Source organism: Nitrospiraceae bacterium, assembly GCA_020632595.1.
Classification (GTDB): domain Bacteria; phylum Nitrospirota; class Nitrospiria; order Nitrospirales; family UBA8639; genus Nitrospira_E.
On the sequence record JACKFF010000025.1, the window covers coordinates 1 to 22608 of the forward strand.

At 52.2% G+C, this 22608-nt stretch carries 17 protein-coding genes; 2 read left to right on the forward strand and 15 right to left on the reverse strand.

Annotated elements, in window-relative coordinates:
• Window positions 1-493 precede the first annotated feature (493 nt).
• The 8 genes from H6750_20840 to H6750_20875 all read right to left on the reverse strand — a co-directional run bounded on the left by H6750_20840 (window position 494) and on the right by H6750_20875 (window position 11818).
• Window positions 494-1864 carry a PepSY domain-containing protein gene (locus H6750_20840; GenBank protein ID MCB9776760.1) on the reverse strand — a complete coding sequence of 457 codons (1371 nt, stop codon included), beginning with the start codon at window positions 1862-1864 and terminating at the stop codon, window positions 494-496.
• Between the two features lie 493 nt (window positions 1865-2357).
• Window positions 2358-4697 carry a TonB-dependent receptor gene (locus tag H6750_20845; protein MCB9776761.1) on the reverse strand — a complete coding sequence of 780 codons (2340 nt, stop codon included), beginning with the start codon at window positions 4695-4697 and terminating at the stop codon, window positions 2358-2360.
• Between the two features lie 355 nt (window positions 4698-5052).
• Window positions 5053-5583, reverse strand: coding sequence for an energy transducer TonB (locus tag H6750_20850; GenBank protein MCB9776762.1), 531 nt, complete (start codon window positions 5581-5583; stop codon window positions 5053-5055).
• Window positions 5584-6449: 866 nt separating this feature from the next.
• Window positions 6450-7034, reverse strand: coding sequence for a hypothetical protein (locus H6750_20855; GenBank protein MCB9776763.1), 585 nt, complete (start codon window positions 7032-7034; stop codon window positions 6450-6452).
• 385 nt (window positions 7035-7419) lie between these two features.
• Complete coding sequence (locus H6750_20860; GenBank protein ID MCB9776764.1) at window positions 7420-8502, reverse strand: hypothetical protein; 1083 nt, start codon at window positions 8500-8502, stop codon at window positions 7420-7422.
• Between the two features lie 593 nt (window positions 8503-9095).
• Window positions 9096-9986 (reverse strand): vitamin K epoxide reductase family protein, encoded by an 891-nt coding sequence (locus tag H6750_20865; protein ID MCB9776765.1) that lies wholly within the window; start codon window positions 9984-9986, stop codon window positions 9096-9098.
• A gap of 481 nt (window positions 9987-10467) precedes the next feature.
• On the reverse strand, window positions 10468-10770 hold the full coding sequence (locus H6750_20870; GenBank protein ID MCB9776766.1) for a hypothetical protein: 303 nt from the start codon (window positions 10768-10770) through the stop codon (window positions 10468-10470).
• Window positions 10771-11266: 496 nt separating this feature from the next.
• Window positions 11267-11818 carry a cytochrome P460 family protein gene (locus H6750_20875; GenBank protein MCB9776767.1) on the reverse strand — a complete coding sequence of 184 codons (552 nt, stop codon included), beginning with the start codon at window positions 11816-11818 and terminating at the stop codon, window positions 11267-11269.
• Window positions 11819-12385: 567 nt separating this feature from the next.
• Here H6750_20875 and H6750_20880 point away from each other — a divergent pair.
• Window positions 12386-14620: a TonB-dependent receptor gene (locus H6750_20880; GenBank protein MCB9776768.1), complete on the forward strand. Its 2235-nt coding sequence runs from the start codon at window positions 12386-12388 to the stop codon at window positions 14618-14620.
• Window positions 14621-15207: 587 nt separating this feature from the next.
• Here the strand turns inward: H6750_20880 and H6750_20885 are convergent.
• Both H6750_20885 and H6750_20890 read right to left on the reverse strand, forming a co-directional pair.
• Window positions 15208-15957: a hypothetical protein gene (locus H6750_20885; GenBank protein MCB9776769.1), complete on the reverse strand. Its 750-nt coding sequence runs from the start codon at window positions 15955-15957 to the stop codon at window positions 15208-15210.
• A 597-nt stretch (window positions 15958-16554) separates the two neighbouring features.
• Complete coding sequence (locus H6750_20890; GenBank protein ID MCB9776770.1) at window positions 16555-16755, reverse strand: helix-turn-helix domain-containing protein; 201 nt, start codon at window positions 16753-16755, stop codon at window positions 16555-16557.
• 37 nt (window positions 16756-16792) lie between these two features.
• On the opposite strand from H6750_20890, the gene H6750_20895 reads away from it, so the two are divergent.
• Window positions 16793-17014, forward strand: a complete 222-nt coding sequence (locus H6750_20895) for a hypothetical protein (protein MCB9776771.1) — start codon at window positions 16793-16795, stop codon at window positions 17012-17014.
• 376 nt (window positions 17015-17390) lie between these two features.
• On the opposite strand, the gene H6750_20900 is transcribed toward H6750_20895, so the two are convergent.
• The 5 genes from H6750_20900 to H6750_20920 form a co-directional block, all read right to left on the reverse strand.
• Complete coding sequence (locus H6750_20900) at window positions 17391-17801, reverse strand: biopolymer transporter ExbD (protein ID MCB9776772.1); 411 nt, start codon at window positions 17799-17801, stop codon at window positions 17391-17393.
• A gap of 95 nt (window positions 17802-17896) precedes the next feature.
• On the reverse strand, window positions 17897-20119 hold the full coding sequence (locus H6750_20905) for a TonB-dependent receptor (protein MCB9776773.1): 2223 nt from the start codon (window positions 20117-20119) through the stop codon (window positions 17897-17899).
• A 108-nt stretch (window positions 20120-20227) separates the two neighbouring features.
• Entirely contained in the window at window positions 20228-20605 is a 378-nt protein-coding gene (locus tag H6750_20910) for a hypothetical protein (GenBank protein MCB9776774.1), read from the reverse strand.
• 9 nt (window positions 20606-20614) lie between these two features.
• Window positions 20615-22057 (reverse strand): amidohydrolase family protein, encoded by a 1443-nt coding sequence (locus H6750_20915; GenBank protein MCB9776775.1) that lies wholly within the window; start codon window positions 22055-22057, stop codon window positions 20615-20617.
• A 68-nt stretch (window positions 22058-22125) separates the two neighbouring features.
• Window positions 22126-22608 (reverse strand): MotA/TolQ/ExbB proton channel family protein (locus tag H6750_20920; protein ID MCB9776776.1); only part of this gene is annotated, 483 nt, incomplete at its 5' end.

Consider the following 22608-nt stretch of genomic DNA (forward strand, 5'->3'; position numbering starts at 1 on the left):
AGCCATTTACGAAACGGTGTCACGCGGACCTCCCGATCAATTTCAGGGTGAAGACAATATGAAGAAAGATCCAATCATGGAATCTAGCTGAAGTTTTTGGGTTGTAGCAGAGATGGGGTTTTCTTTGCCACTCTTTCATCAGTCATTTGCATCTGATGCACCAAATGCATATGGATGCTACACCTGACCGTCGTTCAGGGATGGCACTGTTTGTGTGGGTGCGGGATATGGAGAAGAGAAGATTTATGAGAGTGTTGAACAATAAAGATATCCAAGGCCATATTTTGTCAGGAAGCCTTTGGGGATTCATGGCGTCGGGACTGTTCAAAAAAGTCCGTCCAGTCCTGTCCTGAGGCTTCTCGAAGGGAAGGCCGCGTATTGCCTGCTACGTCCCGAAGGGCGTCACCGTTGTTTTGCGCGCGGAGCGTGCTGGTACGACGTGAGCACGGAAACATAGCGAGAACGCAGCTGGTGGCTTTTTTCAACAGACCATTTATCGTTCGAGGCCAAGCCAATGAGTCATGAAAGGAAGGCGACGAAGCACGAGGAAGTCCAGGAACCATACCGCAAGGAGAGATGCGGTGAACAATGGTAAGTAGAGACAGAAAAACAGGAGCACACATGTAAATCCCGGAGAAAAGGAGTGGGTGGAAAGCAAGGGAGGCGCGCCCAGGATTCCTGTGGGACGCCGGTTCCACCACATGAAAGCCCCGCTGAAAACCAGGAACAGTAGACCCCCAGCGGTGAACATGCCCAGGAGCACATTGGGCCAGCCAAAGAGTTGTCCTTCATGCGCTGCGACTCCGATGCCAATAGCCTGATCCAAAACGTGACGATCCGTAAAATTTTCTCGTCCCACGATGGCTCCCGTTGAGGGGTCCAGTTGTAATGTGACTCGTTGAGGACGGTTTTGCGTATCGGATTTGGCAGTCCAATACCTTCCGGCTTTTGCGGGTGGGGAAATGTAGACCGGGTGAGGCAGTCGAAGAGCCGCTACGGGAGGGATCAGAATATTGAGTGAAGAATAATCGAATGGGCGGTCAGGGGACAGGGGCAGAGGAGAGGCGGCAGGGCCATGGGAACGATGATCCTCGGAACTCTCCTGGATGGCATCCCGGGAGGTGACTCCGACTGTCCAATCTTGCTGGACCACGGCCGTACCGGTCAGCCGACGGACTTCTTTAAAATATTCCCCCCATACTTTGGCCCATGGTAGTCCGGTAATCAGCAGAAACAGAGTAAAGAAGGCAATCCAGACTCCCGTCACGGCATGACAATCACGCCAGAAGGTACGGGACCCGCGAGTGAGACGAGGGTAGAACACTCCACCAAACCCTCGTTTGTCACGGGGCCACCACAAATATATGCCCGTGATAATCATGATGATCGTCCAGGATGCGGCCAGTTCGACTAAAGCGGAACCCCCGTTTCCCATTAGCAAATCCCCATGAAAGTGGAAAACCCACCGCATCACGCGATCTTCTTCGGGAGTGGTTTTGAGAATGTCGAGGGTTTCCGGATGTAGGTACACGCGAATGCGTGTTCCGTGATGGGTGACGATAATTCGAGTGGCGTTTTCCCGGCGTTTGGACAGTTCATAGGCGAAGAACGTGGACCCGGGAACCGCGCGGAGAGCGGCCTGGACCTGAGCGGAGGCACTCCTCGGAGATCCGGACAGAGACAGGTGGTCATACGGCTGATCTAGCCAGGTATCAATTTGAGGTTTGAATAAATAGATGGTCCCACTGATGGACAACAATACGATGAAAGGCATGCAGAAGAGACCGGCATAGAAATGCCATCGCCAGACTGTTCGATAATCAGGCCAACGTGTGGCCTGGGAATTCTGGGAAGCGGAGGTCATGATGGGTGAACGGGATGTCGTAGAGGGGAGAGTCGGGTCAGTGCAGAACGCGGCTCATCAGCAACTGAATGGGTGCGATGAGGGCGAATCATTTGGAGTGGACGAACAGAGAACAAGAGATGGGATGTCGTAAATAAGGCCGGGGTGAAGGCTAAGGAGGTTGCACATCCCAATGCCTTCTCCCCCGGAAAGAGCGGTGTGGGTCAGGGATGAGTCACGCCGCTCCCATGTCTGCTGGAAGAGTGCAATGTTCTTTCAGCGATAGACGAGATCTTATCCAAAGGACATCTTGCCGTTCTACTGATGAATGCCCCTGAATACTACAGTTTCGATACCTTTACCCATGATCGCATGGCTGAACCGTTCTCTCTGGCTCTGTTCCTGGAAGCGCTCGTTAGCCAGGGATACGTCTGGCCGTTCTTCACTTATGGCTCATACCTCTTGGAGGGATAGGGTCGTTGCTCCCTATCCCTCCCCACTTGGGATGTGCGGGTTAGAACAGTCCGAGTGTCAGGCCGGCATAAAAGGCCCGCCCGTATCCAGGCAAAAAGGCCTGTTTGCTGGCATCGGCGGTACTATCCGCTACGACGACGGCATTGCCGACATAATCCTTGTCGAACAGGTTATCGACTTCGAAGTAGAATTTCGCAAATCGAATATACGGATTGTGCGAAAATGAATATTGGTAATTGATGTTCAGATTGAACAGCAAATAGGCCGGTGCCCCTAAGGAGTTATTATTGTTGACGTAAAAACTATCCACCCAGCTGCCTTCAACCCAGGCACCTAGGCCTGAAGGGGCATGATGATAGGCCAGCTTGGAATTTAACACATTATTTTCCACGGCTGGGACGTCATGCCCAGCTTGGTTAACCTGGGTGATGACGCCTCCTGAAGAAAATTGATCGACAAATTTGATGTACTCACTGTCCATATGCGTGAAGGCACCCGTCCACCGGAAGCCTGGGAGCCATGCCGGGTGGTATTTCCATCCTACTTCGATACCCCGATATTGAGATTCTTTCGCATTTGTCGCAAAGCTGCCGTTCGTGGTCGGTGAAAGGGGCACGCTCTGACTGATGATTTCATTCCGGAAGAAGGTCCAAAAGCCTACCAGTTGAATGTTGAACTCGTTGGTCAGCCAGGTGTCGGTTCCCAGCTCCAGATTCAAATTCTTTTGAGGTTTGAGAGCCGTGTTGAGTCCCGGATTCCCATCCAATCCGGTGGACAGGTTTCCGAAGGTAGGAATGGCATACCCGGTGGAGGCGCGCGCCCAATGCCGCATCCACTCATTTTGTCTGAAGGTCAATCCTAACTCCGGAGCCCAATTATCAAAGGTCCGCTCGATGTTCTCGCGACTGCGGAGGGTGCTGGTCGTATCCGTGGTCGTATAAGAGGTGGCCACTCCCGAAATCACCGAATTTTCATAGTTGAATCCCACTGTGGCGATCCAACGGGGAACGAATTCCAACTCCTCCCGGAAGCGAGCCCCAATGTTGCGGATATTAAACCGATTTTGTGATTGAAGCGGTCCGAAGGTCGACTTCCCATCGTTGAGATTTCTGAAGCTCGTCCCTTCCTGCTCCATATAGTCAAAGAAAAATCCGATGGTGCTGCGCAAGGGCATCCCCAGGAATTCTCCCTGATGAATAAGATTCGAATAATGTTTGAAATTAGGGTTGATGTTGGCGCTGGTTGGTTGATTGATGTCCTTGACATCGTAGTCTGCTTCAACCTGAAGCAGGGTGTTCGGATCGATTTCCCATTCGTACAGGCCTCCGATGATGGTACGCCGATCTCGACGTTTGCTATTGAGGGTGATGGGATTGGTGGTGGCTGTGCCTGCGAGTTGGCGAGGATTTTCGTCAAACTGGCTTTGTGTTAATCGACCAGGTGCCTTGGCGTCCAGATCGTTGTTCATGGCTTTGAAGTAAAAGCTGTGATGTTCGTTCAACTGATACCGCAGATTGAGGTTGACGGTTGCGGTATCATATTCGCTATGGGGCAAGTACCCATCTTCCCGGATATAGCTGCTAAACAGGGAAAGATCGAGATTGCCATATTCCTTTCCAATAGCCACTGCATACTTATTGTATCCATAGGATCCGCCCGAGACGAAGGTTTCGACCCCGTTGATGTCCCGGCCACGCCGCGTTTTGAAATGCACTGCTCCTCCTAACGCATAATTGCCGTACAGAGACGAAGAGGCGCCTCTGATGACTTCGGTGCTTTCAAAAAACCAGGGATCATGAATGTCCAAGCGAGAGAGCCCATCGGATTGGGTTTGGCCGATGCCATCTTCGTAAAATTTGACATCGCGGACGCCAAAGCCGTTTTTGACCCCTGATCCGCGAATCGATACTTGATAATCACGAGGCCCGTTCCTCTGGCGCAGCAAAACGCCTGGCACAGACTCGAGTGATTCCCGCATATTGCGTGTTGGTTGAGATTCCGTCTCGCTTCGTGGTGTGGCTGCCATTGAGATCCCTTCAGGGCGTTTCAAGACGCGTTTGCTGATAATGCTGATGTCGGCGAGTTCATATTCAGGAATGGCATCCGGAGGAGGTGCGGCCGCAGAAGGAGTTGTTTGTGGTTCTGTCAAAACTTTTGGCGCAGGGATGTCCGGAGAGACCTGTTCCCGTGCGCGTTGGAGTTCTTCCAATTCCTGCAAAATCCGTTGTAATTGGTCCCGGAGTTCTGTCTCGCGGGTGTCGAGTGTAGTGGGTGGTGTTGGTGTCGGTTCCTCTGCCAAGGCGAGGCGTGGTTCCGTGGTGACCATCATCAGGATCGTTACGATCCAGGACCATTGGGATAATCGAAGAAACACTCTCATTATTCTCGGCTCCTTGTATGGCAAAATCGTATAAAGGACAGGCTATCTGACAGGGGGCTGCGCGCTGTCAGGAGCGATGATCATGCGTGTGTGTGGAACATCTTTCGCTAGGGCGCGTGCGCGGGCTTGGCGGTCCGCGGGTGTGCCATGCACGAGGAGGCAATTGTGATATGTGCGAGTCCGAGATGGCGGTGCGGTAAGCAATGGAATTGGAGTCGGGCTCCCATCCGACCCAGATGGGTGGCATGTGTTGATTAGGTTGTTGGCCGTGCCGGCTGGTCGTTGGTGAACGGGCTGAATCGCGTGTGACGGTGGTAGAAGGGGTAGAATAATCGGGAGTCATGATTCTTTGAAATTAGCGAGAGAGGCGGTAGACCACGGGTAAGGTGATGCCGATTTCCGGCCGGTTGATTTCGTGTTGTAGCGGGAGGGGACAGGCTAAGCGCACGGCTGTCTTGGCAGCCTGATCCAATGCTTCGTATCCGGAGCTTTTCTGAACAGCGACATCCTTGAGCTCACCGTCTGAGGTAATGACGACTCGAAGGACGACCCGTCCTTCCCATCCATAACGGCGTGCCGCGCTGGGGTAACGATTGAGTGTGGCCACACGACGTCCTAATGACTTTGCCACCCAGGCATAGTCCGTACGCAGGCGGGTATCGGTAACGGTGAACTCTGGTAGCGTGAAGACTTCATCTTCGGAGGACGAATCTTCACCGAGGACAGGATGGATAACGCAAACAGAAAACCCCAGTGATAGGAGGATGATCATCGGGAGAAAAGAGGTGAAGGCCCCGCGCCGGTGATGTGCCGCTCCCCCAGGATTTTTCTTGAACCGTTGGTCTCCTTCTCCCGTGTTTAGGCTAGCTAATACTGAGTATGACATCTCAATCAAACAAGTATTTGTATTGTTGGGGAAACCGTTATTGGTGTACCGTCTGTGGACAAAACCTGTCTACCCATGTATGGCGATGGATACTACGTTTTGGCAGGATTCGAAAAAGCCCATTCAAAAGGGAAAGGGTGATCGGGGTTGGAGATGTTTTCCGAGAGTGCGCAGCGAGTGAAACGGTGTGTTGATGGACTACGGATTGCGACGAGACGTCGCCGGACGAATGTTTTATGGCTCAGCCGAAGGGTTGGACCGAGGCGGCAAGGATGGCGTGGTAGTGGCTTGTTGGCTCCATGCGATGAAAATATCTTTGAGGGTTGCCGTCCATAGATTATCCAATTCTTTTCTGCTCAGCATGGGCTGGAATGGTTTTGGTCCCATTGGAGCCATGGCGGCGAATCCATGTTGCCTGGAAACGTGGGTTCTAACAGGACGGCGACTTGAGTTCATGGACATCTCCCAGAATGCAAGAAGGTCTTACATTGAACTAAACGGATTTCATTGCACTTCCGCTTCAGACTCTCATGCAGGATATTCTACCTACAGGGTTTCGAGTGCTCTACCGTTCGTTGCCAATGGATGCCACACTGGTCACTTGTGAGTTGAGATAAGGACCCCTGTCTCCTGCATAGTGTTGCCTCAGCGTTTAGTTAATAATTTATACGCCAGATGATTTCCCCTGTGCCTGACTCGCCAGATAGTACCTAGCTGCTGTGCGGTATTATTTTGGACAGTCATTGTCCGAGAGCTCACCACCAGGAATACGAATGGAAAAATTTCGCAGGCGGGAATGGTGTGTACGGATAGAGAGCGGGCAGGGAAGATTGTCTTTCCTGCCCGCTCGTTGCCGATTGGGCAATCTAATAATTCACAACGACAATGGGCTGACCTTCCTGGGCTGGTGTGCTCATGAACACCGGATGTTGAATGTCTTGATTGGGCGGCCCCAACGGTCCCGTCACCTGTATGCCGGGGATCAGGTCGTCCTTGGTCTTGCCATAGGTTCTTAATCCAAATCCCGAAACGGCCACTTCGACCTGACAGCGCATCGGAGGGTTCGTGGCTTCCCGTCCGAGCAGTTTGTGGAGTAGTTCATGGGCCGTTTTCGGTTCGTCATCTCCCGATGGCAATGTCGGCACATGGTTTTGAGGATGGTTGATATTTTTCAGCGCATTGAAGATGCCCTGATTGGAAAAGATCACGCGAATCGTGGAATCCGCCGCATCGGGAAGAAACTGGCAGGAATGTTTGGCGAATAATAATCCATTGATGGCACGGTCGGCATCGTACACGCCGATCTGCACGACAATCGTGCGTCCCTTAGGCTCATCATGAGAATTCCCATGCCATTTTTTTGCCTGGGCGGGGAGGGAGGCGAGGAAGGTCATGAGGAAGGCCAACCCTCCGATTATCACTGCCTGCTTGGTTGCGCTCAACATGTTCATGTCTTCATTCCTTTCTCTAAGGGATGGAGTGAGTAGTGAATAGAGATGTTCGAGCTGATGGAGAGGTATACCCGGTTGTGCTTCGTGAATGGATCGTGAACTCGTTATGTATGAGTTTGAATCGGTATCCGAATATTTCGAATAGAGGGATTGTTGAGGGCAGTATAAGGAGTGGCTTTCAGAGATTCTACAGATGCTTGCGGATGTATGCTGGTGTCTGCAACAAGAGGACCAGGAAAGAGTAACAAGGTCTTATCTGGAATGAAAGGGGAGGACAGGATGATTGGGAAACAAGCTCAGTTTGGCTAGGGATGAATATGATCAAAAAGAAAAAATCGATGTTCCATGCAGGACTTAAGACGCTGAATGGTGAGATGCTCCCAGGTTAGTGGTTATATTCCATCGCATTCATCCACATGGTCTGGATGCCATAGTCCGGTGCGGCAGCGGTCCATGCCAGCAGCAATCCGGATTCTCCTTTGATGAGCTGGGGAACTCCGGAGTCTCGTCCCCCGCTCATATCGGTGATTTTCTGCACAGGTCCTAAGGTGTGGTCGAGCGAAAATGTCCGTAGGGCCAGCGTGGCACGGCCGGTGTCGTCTTGGGGTGTGGTCATCCAGGAAATCACCGCTGTTCGTTCATCAAGCCACGCCACTCCTGTGCGACCAATCGGATCGTTTTCGTCTATCTCAACCGGGGGCTCGAAATGTTGCCCTCCGTCGAGGGAAATTGCCGCCCTGATTCTTGGGCGATCCTCGGCAGCGGTGAACCAGGCTGCCGCCACATGCAGGCCGCGCGCGGCCAGAGCCGGTCCATTCGTCGGACATCCGGCAATGTGCCAGGCTTCCTGGCCCAAGGGCATGGGGGCGGACCAATGATTTTCCCGCCAGCGGGAGATCGCATGGTCTCGGATGTCATGATCGGTTCGGCTTCGCCAGGAGGCGATAGGGCCTAGGCTGGTCATGGCCACGGACGTCCAGCAACAGGTACACGTATTGCCGTCCAGAATGTGCTCCGCTCCCATCGTGCCGTCTCGGCCGATTCGTGCATGACGTAGGGTAAAGTTCCCGGATGGCTTGGAATCGACGTGGGGTTCTGTCTTGGCCACATGGTCTCGGCCATCCAGCCACAGCAGCCCGGCTCCGTCATCAACAGGATACATCGTGACAAACCCGTGCTCTGCAGCCGATCCATCCCGGTGCGGGGCTTGAGTGGGGCTCCAGGTTGACCCGGCATCGGTGGAAATTGACAGAGCGATATCGTAGTCATATGGACGTCCATTGGGATGTTTGACCAGCCAATGCGCCGCCCAGAAGGATTCATCCAGAGCCACGACAGATGGAAAATCGGCCCAATTGATAAACCAATCGGAACCCTGTGCCACTTCGCCTTCGCGAACCCAGCCGTCCTTCTGATGCACGGCAAATTTGAGGATATATCCGTCGGCGTGAGGTTCCACCCAACTCATCAGTACCCCGCCGCCGGGAAACGCGGACAGGCGAGGTAGCCTCGCACCCCTCCCCGCGGGGTTGTCGACTAAGTGTCGGTCTGTTTGGGGCTGTGATCCGAATTCACACGCAGTGAGCAGGAGGGTCAGGCTGAATAAGGCCAATATGGCCTTCAAGGGCGTCAAATTTTTGGTCTGGCATATGCCTGAGTCTTCTTGATGAGATGACTCTATGGGGATCCCTCTTATGTGAAGCAAGAAAGCCATGTTACAGAAATGATCTTCGTCACGCCTGAAATCCCACAAAAACAGTGGGGATCTTCCTATTCGTGCAAAAAAACAGGGTGAAGGCTAAGGAGGTTGCACGTCCAAACGCCTTCACCCTGTTTAGAGCGGGGTGGGTCAGGATGTGTTCACGCCGCTCCGGTTGTTGCTGGAAGAGTGCAATAATCTTTCAGCTTCAAGATCTTGTATATCTGATTGCGGCAGTCCTGTTCTACAGATACCTGCCACTAGATGCTACAGGCATTGGGAGAGTATTTGAGACGGGTACTCCGGGGTTTGTCCAAAACGGAAACCCGAAGTGAGGAACAGGAGCCTTGATGGGAGAGAATCTAGTCTTTCCAGTCGAATCCAGATGCCCGGGCCAATTCTTGTGGGGTTTTGAGTCCTGTGAGTCTCCGTTCGCCAAGGATCCAGGTGGGATAACTTTTAATATCGGCTTTCACGCAGGCCGGCGTGAGGGCACTGCCCCGTCCGCCCGAGCTGCATTCCACATAAGGGAGCCGTTTGGCGGAAGAGAGGAATTGCGCTTTCTGTTCCTGGCAGCGGGGGCACCAATAGGCGCCATAAAATTTTGCTCCGGTGTCACTGAGATGAATGGCCAAGGCTTGGAGTTGAGGGTCTTCCGGGCCGGCGGCTGCGTCAAACACCCCGCTATAATGCAAATGAAGTCCGCCCACGATGACCAGACTGATCACCGCCGCCTCCTTCAGCGATTTGGCCCAACCAGGAGGGCGTTGGATCACGGTGAGGATGGCAATCGAAGTGATAATGGCAAAGGAAGTGAGGCAGTAGGGACAGGTCGCCTCGATTTCTACGACCGAGATAATGGTTAAATACGAGCTGACCGCGAACCCGGCTAGGGACACGAAGAGTATCCCTGTCCCGCTTCCTGATTGTCCTCGACCCGACCACGCCAAACCTGCAATCAGGACATAGGTGAAGAAACCCCACAGGGCCATGGGCATGCCAAGAAAGGTGGCCCAGCGGCTGCTTTGCACAATGTCGCATCCGGACCCTTCACTGCAAAAGGCCGGGTGAACCTCGAAAGAGGCCGTATACGTCAGATACGCGGTCAGGCAGAGACCGACGCCCGCCAGGAGAAGGATGATCAAGGAAAATCGAGGAGGTATCCGCGACTCACTCAGGGACGACGAAGTTTTTAAAGAATCCTGAATTCCCCCTTGGTTGGGGGCCTTCTTCTGTTTTCTCTCTTTGGCCATATCTGCTTCCTTTATGATTCGCTCAAAAATTCTTCATAGCGATAGCAAAACGTACAAGAATTTGCAATCTGACACCTTCTTGTCAGGAAGGATGGGGGTACCCCCGGGCATCAGGCATATCATCGAAGAAATCCAGGGGCTCAACCGGATGCGGTTCATGCTGCGCTGGATGTATCTGCTCCGGGCAACCGGTCAGGCGAAGCGGAGTCATTGAGTGTCCATCAAGGGGGCTTTTAGAAATTTCCTCTGAACGCTAAAACTAACGGTTTAGTGTAGGGTGGCGCGTGGCAAATTGTAAATGCAGACTTTTCACGAGTGTTTCGGCTGCAGCCGGCTTGACCCGGACTGTCCTAATGGTCTGAGGGATAAACAGAATGGGAGGAGAGGACTTCGGCTTGGATTGGAGCTCTATATCGGAGAGAGTTGGGTTGAGGGGTTGCATCCAACGCTTTTCCGGCCATGCCTGGTCATGCTGTGCTCCCTATCTCAGGAGTGAAGGACTTTGGGGGGGAGTGGTCGTTACGGAAACATTTTCGACTCGGCGAATGGCACCTCGCGAATGAGTGCATCCGCAGGGAAACAGTTCTCTCAATGTGTCGGTCCATAGCTGAATCAGTTCCGATTCAGACAGCGTCTTGACCTGTTCCCAACGGGTTTGCAGGGCGCGAATTCTGGCTTGCATATCCAAAAGGGTGTGTTCTTCAGGAAAGAGGTCAAGGATCTGGACTTTGGTGTTGGGCTGGGCGATGGTTGCAGTATCGATAACTTGAAATGATGGCGTCATGAGTTTCCCCTTTCGTTCCACTCACGATAGAAAAATTTGCGGAGAGAATCTACGGATGGTTGCCGATTGATGCCACATCTTGCGCTATTCGGGTGTCGAAAGGTTCTGGCGAGCATGAGGATAGGTGGGGGCGGTAGATCGTACTTGTAACCATAAAACCCTGAATGTGCCGTTTTCTGTGACATCAAGATGAAGGAGGCATCCTGGGTGGAAATCACGTTTATATGTGATGTCTGGGAAGAAGGGGACCTGCGAAGCCCGGGGTGTTTGTCCTGCAACCTGATTGCTTGGACATATCCGCCTGTGCATTTTATAGCCTTTGGGAGTCGGACTCCGAAAAAACAAAACGGGAGAGATGCATAGAAGTAGGGTGAAGGCCTAGGAGGTTGCTAGTTTCTACCTTCACCCTACCGTCCAAGGTTGGAGGCCGGTCCGTCCTTGGATGTTCTATGCCGAGTGTTTTCGCCTGGGACACGGAAATGGCTGAACGAAATGATTAATGGGCGCCATGCGCTCGTTTTTCAAAATATTCATCATACCGATGGACATAATCCTTGCTGTCTCCCAGGGGTAAATGGCAACTCCGGCATTTCGTATAGTCGACCTCCAGCCGTTCTCCATTCGGTTTGAAGGCTGAGAAAATCCAATCGCCGTTTTTGAGATTTTCTGGCGCATTGGCTCCCCACCCCGCCTCTTTGTGCATGACGAACACTTTGGCCAGATCCGCCTTGATCAAGAGCCCATCTGCTCCTTTTTCAAAATTTCCTGCCGCATCTTTTTTCGCATTGTAAATTTCCATGACGAGGGTGCTGCCGTTTGGAAAGGCCTGACCCGCTTGGGTTTTGGCCCCCACGGGGTTGACGTACAAGTCGCGGACGGCATCAGGTTTTTGCACGCCGGATAAAAAGACGGGGAATGATGTGTAGTCTGACGGAAACGCCAACTCGCCATCCTTGGGCATGGCCCCGGATTGAGCTGACGGAGTCATGACCATAGAAGAACAACCAACCGCAATGAGGATGAGAGCCAAAAGACTAGTGTGACGCATGAGTAGCGACCTCCAAAAGTGATGGAACAAGACACACATGGATAACAGAAAATCTTTGAACAACAGAACGATCTAACGGTACGCGGAGGCAAGAAGTTTGTCTACACGTGCCTACCAATGGATGCTACATGATCGGTGTCAGATTGTTGCGAAGGTGGGTGCTGGACATAGAAGGCTCCAGCATCACGGAGCTCTGCCTTGGGACGTTGCTGGGGAAAAATTGTTGGCCTCGTCATGATCCGTGGTTTCGGCTCAAGCGATTGAGGTGCCGGAAAATTCAAAATTCTTGTGAAACTGTAGCAAACGACGGCAATCCGCAGTAGACAAGTTTGATGAGCGGTATCTCATAATCAGCCCCTAAAATTTGTGACGATTGCCAGGGGTTCTCTCTCTTCAATCCTAGGGTTCGAGGAACGTGTTGGGGGCTGCACAGGTTCGAGAAGGAACGTCAGCGGGCTGCGGTTTGGGTGTAAGGGGCTGACGACATCTTCTCTGGCTATCACTATCCTCACCTGGCTGTGAGTGCGCATGACAAGTGCGGATCAATACTGGAATTAGGGAGGAAACATGAGTAAACAAGGGTATGGGGCCACCAGTTGTTTCGTTCTAGGGCAACTCAGTCTATTAATGGTCTTGGTTCTGCATGCTGGGCAGGTTTGGGCAGAGGAGAGTCAGGCTCAGATGGAAGATCCTGCGACCTTGCCGGAAGTGCTGGTGGAGGGGGAGCGGCCCAAATTGGTCGGGACCGGATCGTTGAATCTTGAACAACCCAGTCAAGGGAGTTCCCGATTGGGGTTGAGTTTGAGAGAAATTCCCGCCAGCATCAATGTGATTACGCAGGAAACCATGCAGGAACGTGGCTTGCGCACGGTATCCGAAGCCATTCAGGCAGCAACGGGTGTGACCGTCGGGGATCATCTGGTTAGCCCTGGGGCTTTTTCCATGCGCGGATTCAGTGGGAGTCAGGTGCGTTTGTTGTTTGACGGGTTGTCCCTTGGCCCCACAGGATTTGTGACTCGTCCTCGAGATTCATGGAATCTTGAGCGTATTGAAATTCTGAAAGGTCCTGCTTCGGTCCTGTATGGAGAAGGGGCTGTGGGAGGCATGGTGAATTTGGTCGCCAAACGGCCCTATCGTGGGACCTTGGGAACGGATGTCTCAGTGTCCTATGGGTCGTTTAATACGGTTCGAGCAGGACTGGGGAACGGCGGGACGTTATGGACGGACAAGTTGCACTATCGGATCGATGCCAGTTATCAAAATGCCGATAGTGTGATGGGTGTCCAACATACCCCGTTTACGTTTTACAATTTGACGAGTGGGGTGCTCTACGACGTGAGTTCAAATCTTAATGTCGAACTGTCCTTCGATATTGCTCATGATCAGTCGAAGCCATATTCCGGCACCCCTTTTGTGCCCAAGTCCTTTTCCACGGATCCCGTGAACAGTGTGGTCAGTACTACAGATGGTCGAACGGTCGACGCAAACATGTTGCGCAAAAATTATAATGTGCAAGATAGCGATATGAGCGCCTTGACGACATGGACCAAGGTGAAGGTCGGGTGGAAACCTACGGCTAGCATCGAGGTGCGGAATCAAAGTTATTACTACACCGCTACCCGGAAATGGCAGAATGCCGAAACGTATTCCTTCAATGCGGGCACGCAGCTCCTTGATCGGGATCGATTTTTGGTGGAGCATGAACAGTGGGTGGCAGGCGATAGACTCGAAATACAGGTGAATGAGCCCATCGGAAGATTTGAGAATCGTTTGGTGAGTGGCATCGATTTCGCCTATACGAATTTTAATCGGCCTAGTTTTTTTAGTGGAGGGGTTGATAGCGTCGATCCCTTTGTCCCCACTCAGGGACTTTTTAGTGGGGGAGCGACTGCCAGGCAAACGGCGAGAATTACCAATACGGCATTTTTTGCGGAAGATCAATTGACGATCATTGATCCGCTGAAAGTCGTTGCGGGCATCCGTTACGACCTGACGCATCTGGAGCGAGAGCGGTTTAATACCGCCGGAGAGTTAAACCCAACCACCAGTTTCTCTCAGAATTTTTATCCACTCACCTGGCGTACTGGCCTTGTCTATGATGTGCTACCACAACTCACGCTGTACGGGCGGTATGCGACGGCCGCCGATCCTGTGGCCGGTAGTCTGTTTTCCTTAAGCACGACACAGCGTGCTCGAATGGCGACTGGCAAGCAATGGGAAGTCAGAGCCAAAGGGCAAATGTGGCAGAATCGTTTGCAATGGACTGTGGCATATTTTGACATTGTTCGGAAGAACATTCTGACGTCAATCTCCCAGACGGAAGCCGCCAACGTCGGTCGGCAATCGTCCAAGGGAATCGAGATTGATCTCGCCGCCAAACTGACCAATGCATGGAAAATTCAAGGAAATGTGACGTTTCTCTCTGCAAAATTTGATAAATTTTCTCAAGTCTCGGGTGGCAATCTGGTCTCACGAAATGGTAACCGTCCACCCGAAGTTCCACAAACCGTGGCCAATCTTTGGTCCATTTATCGGGTGCCGGTATCCATCCCGGTGGATGTGGGGGCAGCTTGGCGGTATGTGGGTGATCGATACAATGACAATGCCAATACGATCCGTCTCAAAGCCTATATGACTGCGGATGCTTGGATTTCAATGGGGTACAAGCAGTTTTGGTTGACGTTCCGCGGCCGCAACCTGTTTGACAAAACGTATGCTATCTGGGGATCGCAGTTTTATCCAGACCAAGCTCTGATCGGCGCTCCGCGGACATATGAAGTCAGTTTGACGGCCCGATTTTGATGTGGGTTGCCTGAGAAATAGAGGTCAAAGCTAAGTTGGCTATACCGGCCTTACTCTGAACTCGCACCTCTTTGAGAAGGCCGGTAGCTTGGGCAAATCTGTGGAAGACGACGAAACTCCGTCGCTTCTCCAGAAGAGTGACGGGTTGATCGTGAAAATTTGAGGTGGGCTCAGAGGCAGGATGTTCTCCAAGTTATTTCATGAAAACAGCACAGGATGCCCCTCAGCTCGCTGAGGGGAGGAATGGAATGTGATCAAAGCAATTCTTTATAAAAAGATGCCTCCCAACTTGCAGGGGATTCACTCCATCGGAAGTAATCGTTTTTATCCAGTCTGTCAATGTGGATGAGCATCCCATAATGAGCAGGATGGGCAATATGACACTTGCGTTCCGCATAACACTAGACCTCCTGATAAAAGATGAAGGGTGTGAAGAAATGTCTGAGTCATAGGCGAACATGATCCTTCTTCGGAGAGTACGCTTGATGTGAAAACCTGTCTACAGATGGCTACCGATGCGTGCTACAGCTCAGATTGCTCAATGATTGTTCATTAGAATTTTTTCTTCCATTCTGGCGTGACACATCTCAAGGAATATAAAAATGTAACGGGTTCATGGCGTGATAGCTCACGTTTGAGCGGCGTCCAATACTTGGGTCGACAAACCCGTCCTCCAGTCCAGGGTCGGGAATGTCCACCCTGGGCAACAAGGCCGAGTTGGCATTAAAGGCCCGAGCCCGTTGGGCGAAGGTATAGCGCCCGGCCTCTATCCGGTCGATTTCATCGTCTGTGCCATAGGTGACAAATGGCGGATAGGGACGGCACGTATCAATGGCCGCATTCAAGACAGGGTGGAGCCGGAGAAAGGTGTCGAGTGCCCGTTCGGTAAGGGCTCGTTGTGGACTTGGAAGAGAGTTCAGAAATGCCTGGCGAGCCAATCCCTTGGGATGATCCGGTGTGAAAATCACGGCATGGTGACGATTGAAGGCAATGCCGCCTTCCTCTTGAATGCCGTCCGTCAGATCCTTCAGGGTCACATAGTGGATATATTCTTTCGTTCTGGCCTGATTGGGGTTTGCCGGGATGTATTGGCCTTCGACCCGGTTGATGATCACATCACGATGACGCATGACGTGTAACTGAATTGGTCTGTCGCCCCCGGTGGTTGTACACAAGTCTGGAGAAAAAGGCCGGTCATCCAGGCGAAGTGGAAGTGGGGCTGGTGATTCCGCATAGAATGGGGTTGCCTCGGGCAGGAGGCCGAATAAAAGTCCGACCAGAACCACGAAAGTAGAGATCACGAGAGTATGGGGTGAAACGCGTGTGAATGCCGACATGAGCGCCGTCTCCTACCTAAAAGGTTGCCGATTGTTCATTAGATTCCGGATGACCTCCTGCTCTGAAGCTATGAAGTGACCCTACTCTCCGCTATTCTGGGGAGCGTGGAGTCGAAGGCCTAGAAAGGATGACGGAAATCCGGAATCGGTGAATCAGTTAGCAAGCGAACGAGAGAGAAACCGGGGGTGCTCGAGAGGAACGTTGGATGAAGAGGATGAGATGGGGGATAGGCGGATTGTCTTGGTGAACCGGCACGATATGGAAACAGCATTTGGGAATGAGCGGAGTAAACCCTTGCAGGCCATTGCCGGCCTGACAGGTCCAGCTACACCATGTCTTGCCATGTGTTTGTTGGTGATGGTGTCCGTCATGGATGTGCGTCTCAGGAGAAGAGGCCAGGCCCGAGGACACCACGAGAAAGCATCCGCTGAGAAGGATGGCCACCCACAATTTAACACGTCGAGTGTAGTTCATACGCCAAATAGATGGTGAAATTTTCCCACTGCTTCCTTGTGGACACGATATTCCCTGTTGCGTGGGATGTCTACACATGCCTGCTACTGCATGCCACATGACGGACCAATTGACCGGAACTCTTAGGAAATCAGAGCCAGCCCCCAATGATCTTTTCGGTTTTGTTCAATGAGAGAATCTATCGAATCTTGAAAGATACGTAAGCTGCCCTTTCCGATTTTGGTGGCCTTCAGCCGGTCTTCCTCGACCCATCGATATATAGTCCATCGGCTGACATTTAACCGTTTGGCGGCTTCCCCGACGCGTAATAATTGTTTCTCCATGGTGTGGTCTCCTTGTCTCTGTTCGGCGATAGGTTTCATGCGTCTGATCAACGAGCAAGGGGTAGATGCCTCATGGCTCGTTGGTGCAGACTGGTTGTCTTGTCATGCACGGATGCCAATGCCTCGACGGGCGTTGTTGCTCAGGTGGACGACCGATCATCGCGTGCTTCGCGCTTCGGCTCGGTCTATCCTGGAGTCACCCCGGTCGGGATTGTACCCGTCGTTGAATGAAATGTTGTCCCTCGCTACCAGTCGGTAGAATGGAGGGTCGCAACACGAAAAAGACTAGAAGGGGAATGGGGGGCCGCGAGAAGTATGGAGGAGGAGAGGACGCTGTGAAATAGCGCGATGAAACCACGGAACGAATGAAATGCTTATTAAGACGACAGCGAACACATTCTGGGTCTGTTGAAAAGTGCTTGAGGTTTGGCTCACATGACAAGCCCATGAGCACAATGACAGGTGATGGGTGCCGTGGTGCCCTTGTGGCTCGTGTTGCCCCATCATCGAGCCTGAGGCGCAAAATGCCGAAACGATCAGCAGAGCAGCATAGGTGCCCACTAACAGGTAGAGCATCTCCCGTTTGCAGGATGGAGAACGGCTGATGGTTGGGGAGCGATGCCACATGTTTCGTATTATGAGGTAGGAATGGGTTTTGTGGCAATGGCCATATTGTGAATGCCGCTGAGTCGGACCTTATCCATGACTTGAATGACCAATCCGTGCTGGACCGATTCATCAGCGTTAATGATGACGCTGGGATCGGGGTCCCGTTGCCGCGTGTCCGCCAGCCGTCCTGCCAACTCCCCCAGCGAGATGGGCTCCTTATTGTAAAAGAGCGTCCCCTCTTTGGTAATCGACAGCGACACTTCCTCTTGCACTTTATCGGTGGAGGATTCCGCTTCGGGCAAATTGACCGGCATTCCCCGTTGGAGCGTCATGGAGAGCGTGGCAATCATGAAAAACACCAACAGAAAAAACATGGTATCGATCATGGGAATGATTTCAATGCGGGCTTTTTTGGTTGGGGCAGCGGGCAATCTCATGAGTGAATCAGTCTCCGATGTCTGAGGCGAGGGTTGGAACATCCAGCATAGCGAACCGGATGTTCCAACTTCAAATCCTATTCGCGGGGAATCGATTAATTAAATTTCCACTCCACTCCGGCAAATCCGCTGATACCCTGTCCGGGATTAAAATACCGTCCCAAGCTATCATTGACGACCACCGCACCCGCATAGGTTTGGTTGGTCAGATTGCGACCCTCAGCGAAGAATGACAGTGTTTTCCCATAATTATATCCGGCACGGAGATTCACGAGAAAATACGCCGGATTTTTCGTCGTGTTGGCTGAGTCCACAAAAAACCCGGCCATGGACCATTCAAAATTTGGTGCGATCCAGAAACCAACCGGGTGATCATATCGGATTTCTCCTGTGAGGAAATGTTCGGGAGCCCCAGGAACTCGATTGCCATCTTTGGCGACAGTGGTTATCGGCACGCCTCCCCCCCCACCCGATTTGACGTCATCGGTGAATTTAAACAGGGACCAGGTATAGGCCCCTCTAACGGTAATGGTATCAGTCTGATTCTTAGGCCCAGGGGCTAACAGTCCGTGCGCCACCACCGCGGTCCCGCCGGCTTCGATTCCCGTATGCCGCGTGCCCCTGGCATTTTGGAAGGTCCCCTGGTTATTAATATTCGAGGCAATGATTTCTTTTTGCATTTCCAGATTGAAGGCGGTGAGATCCCATGATAAGCGATGATCTGCCGTCGTCCCTCTGGTTCCCAATTCGAATTGCCAGGCTCGTTGGGCATCCAAATTTAAAAAGGCGCTCGTGGGGGTTGTCCCGTCGGGATTGACGGACGAGGTTAATTCCACGTTGATGGGAGGTTCGTAGCCGCGACTCACGTTTCCATAAATCTGAGACGAGGGTGTGGTTCGATACACAAAGCCTACCTTTGGCGTAATGGCGTTGAACTGACGCAAGTCGGTGCGACTGCTGGTTAAGGCGCCGGAAAATGGGCTGAACAGCTGATTTCGGCCTTCGCGAATGCTGTAATCCCATCGTCCTCCAGCGATGAAAAGCAAGTCTTTGGTGACGCTGAATTGGTCTTCGAGGTAGGTTCCAAAGTTGGTGGTCCATAAACTCAAATTTTGAGTTTGGGTTCCTCGTGCCCCAAGATTATTGACGAAACGCCGTTGATTCGTATCGCCGAATCGGGGTTGATGACCAATGATGAAAAAGTTTTCATGGCCAAAAATCGAATTGGAATTGCCGTAGCGAATTTCCCCGCCCACATTATAGTTGTCTTGGACGATCGTTTGAAAAATCGGGTGGTCCAAATACTGATAGGAATAGTAAGGAATGATCTCAAAGAACTGGTTAGCGGCGAACTCGTTTCGATAGGCTACCCCCGCTCGTATCAAGTTATAGTACCGCCCGTATTTACAGGCCTGGTTGAGTCCGCACGCAAATGGATTGATTCCTCCCAATGTGTTGGCTTGCTGGTCATTCTTTTCCAACTGGGCCAGGGTGAGGGAGCCCGGGATTCGTTCGGCCACTACACCCCCCAATATGTAGGCGCGTATTTCCTGATGGGTCCCGATTTTAAAGCCAAAATTGGCATTCAATCGCTGGCGGGATTGCTGGCTGTTGTCCTGAAAGCCGTCCTGGTGGTTTCCGGAAATGCTGACATAATAGTCGGCGGTGACGTCCATCGTCCCCAATTTCATGGGCTGCGTGACATGACCACTCGACACCTGTCCGGAGTACAATCCGAAACTGCCTGCCAGCAATCGCATTTGGAGAGTCGAGGCGTTATACCCCGTTCTAGGCACGAAATTGATGGCCCCCCCAATAGTGTTGGCTCCATACCGCAACGCGTTGGCCCCTTTATAAATTTCGATTCGCTCATAGGCATTGAGATCGATGGACTCAAAGTCGGAGAAGCCATCGGCATCGCCAAAGTAGATGCCGTTGATCAAAATGTTGATGCCGCGATGGTGAAAATTGTTCCGGAGGGAGGTTCCTCGAATTTGGAATTGGCCCTCATCGGCTCCGAAGCGTGTCTGAAATCGTACCCCTGGCGCAAATTGCAAGACATCGTTCAAGTTCAAGGCCCGGGATTCTTGAATGGCCTTTTCTTCAATTAACAGAGTGCTGGCTGGGCGGCGCGAAATTTCTTCCTTGACGATATCGATGTTTTCAATTTTTTTCCCCTCTACCGTGACCATCGGGAGGGTTTCGATTGACTCGTCAGCCAATCCGGTGGAAGGAAACAAAATGAGCGTGCCGATCAGTATGCTGCTGGCCAGGGGCCCGAGACGTTTGTTGGTGAATATGTGGGTGTTGAGTCTCATGTGTATGTATAGGTCCTTTCCGAATACTGTAGAAGCCGAACGAGGACAAGCAGGTTCCTGGCCTCCTTGCCGCGATAAATCATTGCAATGGAAATTCCGAAAGCTGGCTTAGTTGGGCGGGCCGCGGGCGGCGGTTGGTCTCAGGAAGGCCTGCGTTGGGATAGAAGACCACAAGGCCACCACTCCAATCAGAATGATGAGTGGCATCAATAAGGTGTGTGGCGCCGCATCGGCAGACTGGGCTCTTGTGCTGACCTGACATGCCCATGTGCAAAGCAAGGAATGCGTGACCGAATATTTGGAATGATGTTGGCCTGTTGGTTGGTGTAACTCATTGGACGCATGGCAATACATGCCGAGGCTCGCCAGCGTGAGGTAGAGCACGGAGAGAAAAATGGGCACTTGGCGAAAATGGCGGGCCATCATGAAGGCGCTGGGTTGTGGTTGAGTCATAGTGGATGATTGAGGATTACAATGAACGCCCATGGTGTCGATCTAGTGAAGGGGATGGATGGCCAATGGGTGTTTCTTGTGAGCTGGCCCCAGGGTATGCGTTGGGGGACTCAGGGAAAGTGGGACTCCTTGTTTCATCCGAAATGTAATCTGTTGAACGTGGTCAAAATTCTCAATGGGATTGCCCCGCAAAACCAAAAAGCTGGCTTCGTACCCTTCCTCAAATCGTCCAATGTTTCGAGAAGGGAAAATCGCTTGAGGAGTGGTTTCACACCACAGCTTGAGTAACGTCAGGTTGTCAAAGACGCCGAGCTGCCGGAGGTGGAGAGCTTCGGCGAGAGCTGTCTCCGCATGATCGCTTCCAATCGCAATTTTTACTCCGGCTTGATGGAGTAATGCGAGGTTGTGGGCTTGAATGTCCCTGGTCACACTCGAAGTCTTGTGCGCTGGGGATGTGGGATGGTTGTGGCGGGAGGAAGACGTCTCCCCTGAATGGACCGTTGAATCAGGATGAGTGTGTTGCGCCGGGTGAAAGTGCCCCGCGACAGTGGTGGTCACGACGACGACGTGGTGCTGGGCAGCTAGTTGTGCATCTTCCTGGGTTAACCGTACCGCAGTCTGTTCATCGGGGGAGGGGAGGAACCAACCTGGAAGATGGGCAATTTCATCGACCTTTCCACGAATGGCCGTTCGAAAGTCTGCTGCAGTTTCAACGTGTGCGGAAACTCGCAAACCCTGCCGGTGGGCCAAGGTGACGATGGCCTCGAGTAAGGCCGGGTCCAATCCTTTCCGGAACCCATGGCTGGGGTGAATGTCCTGAGCATGAAAATGTTCAACATCTCCAAGGTAAATTTTGATGAAGTCCGGATTGGTCCTGGTAATTGCCGGCCATCGTTCTTGCAGGTCTTTGACATTGGAAATGGGGAAATAGGCGCGACCCTCGAACCAATCTTTTTGACGTGGGCCGATGACCGGTTCGTAGCGATGGATTCTGAGCATGTCTTCATAGAGATGGCGCGGATGGCCGTCTGGGCTTGTGAGGCCGGCATGGGCAAAGATGACATCAATGCTCTCGGGTGTGTTGAGATGGTGTTGAACGTGCGTTGAAAACTCAGCAATGTCATTCGGATTTTTGACATAAAAAATTCCGTCTCGTAGATACGGTTGGATCACCTGATGGATATTCCATACTCCCTCTACGTTGTGGGTGTGAGCTTCTCCAAAGGGTGGCACCACATATCCATTCTGTAAATCCAGTGTCTGGTCAACCTTGTCGGGTGGTGTATGGGTGAGCGTGCCATCGACCGCATACCAGGTTTGCTGCAGGAAGGTTTGTCCGTTGAACCATTGGCCGTTTTTGAAGGCATAGGTTCTGGTTGGGAAAAGTCTCTTCGGGGTGTTGTCCGGTTCTCCGGTTGCCAAGCCAGGAAACGCGAAACACCCAACCAATACCCATCTCAGAAGTCTGGTTGCTTGCGCTGACATAGCAAATGAATATCCGAGGAATGCCCACATGGGATCAATGACCTTGAATCGCAGCGTAAGGATCGTGGTTATGCTGACGACCCTTGGGGTTTGGTAATGATGGCTTGAAGCAGGGTGGCGTATTGTTCGATGTGTTCTGTTTCCTGCTCGACACGTGAAAGAAAATAGTTGTACGGAATGAGCGTCACGACTGCCACAAAAATACCAGCAGCGGTGCAAATTAACGCTTCAGCGACTCCTCCGGTAACGGCGTGCGGATTGCCGAGTCCGGATTCCGACATGATGCCGAATGAGCCGATCATTCCAATAATGGTTCCCAGCAGGCCCAGTAAGGGACCGAGCGTGATGATGGTGTCCAAAATGGATAAGCGTCGTTTGAGGAGGGAAATCTCCCGTATCCCTAGGGCTTCCATGGCCGTGGACGGTTGGTGTGTCCGATGAACGATTCCCGCGGCTAATACGTTAAGGATTGGACTGGATTGCTGTTTGGCGTAGGCCAGGGCATCCGAGAATTTTCCTTGTTCGGCCACTTGAATCATGCGTTCGGCTAA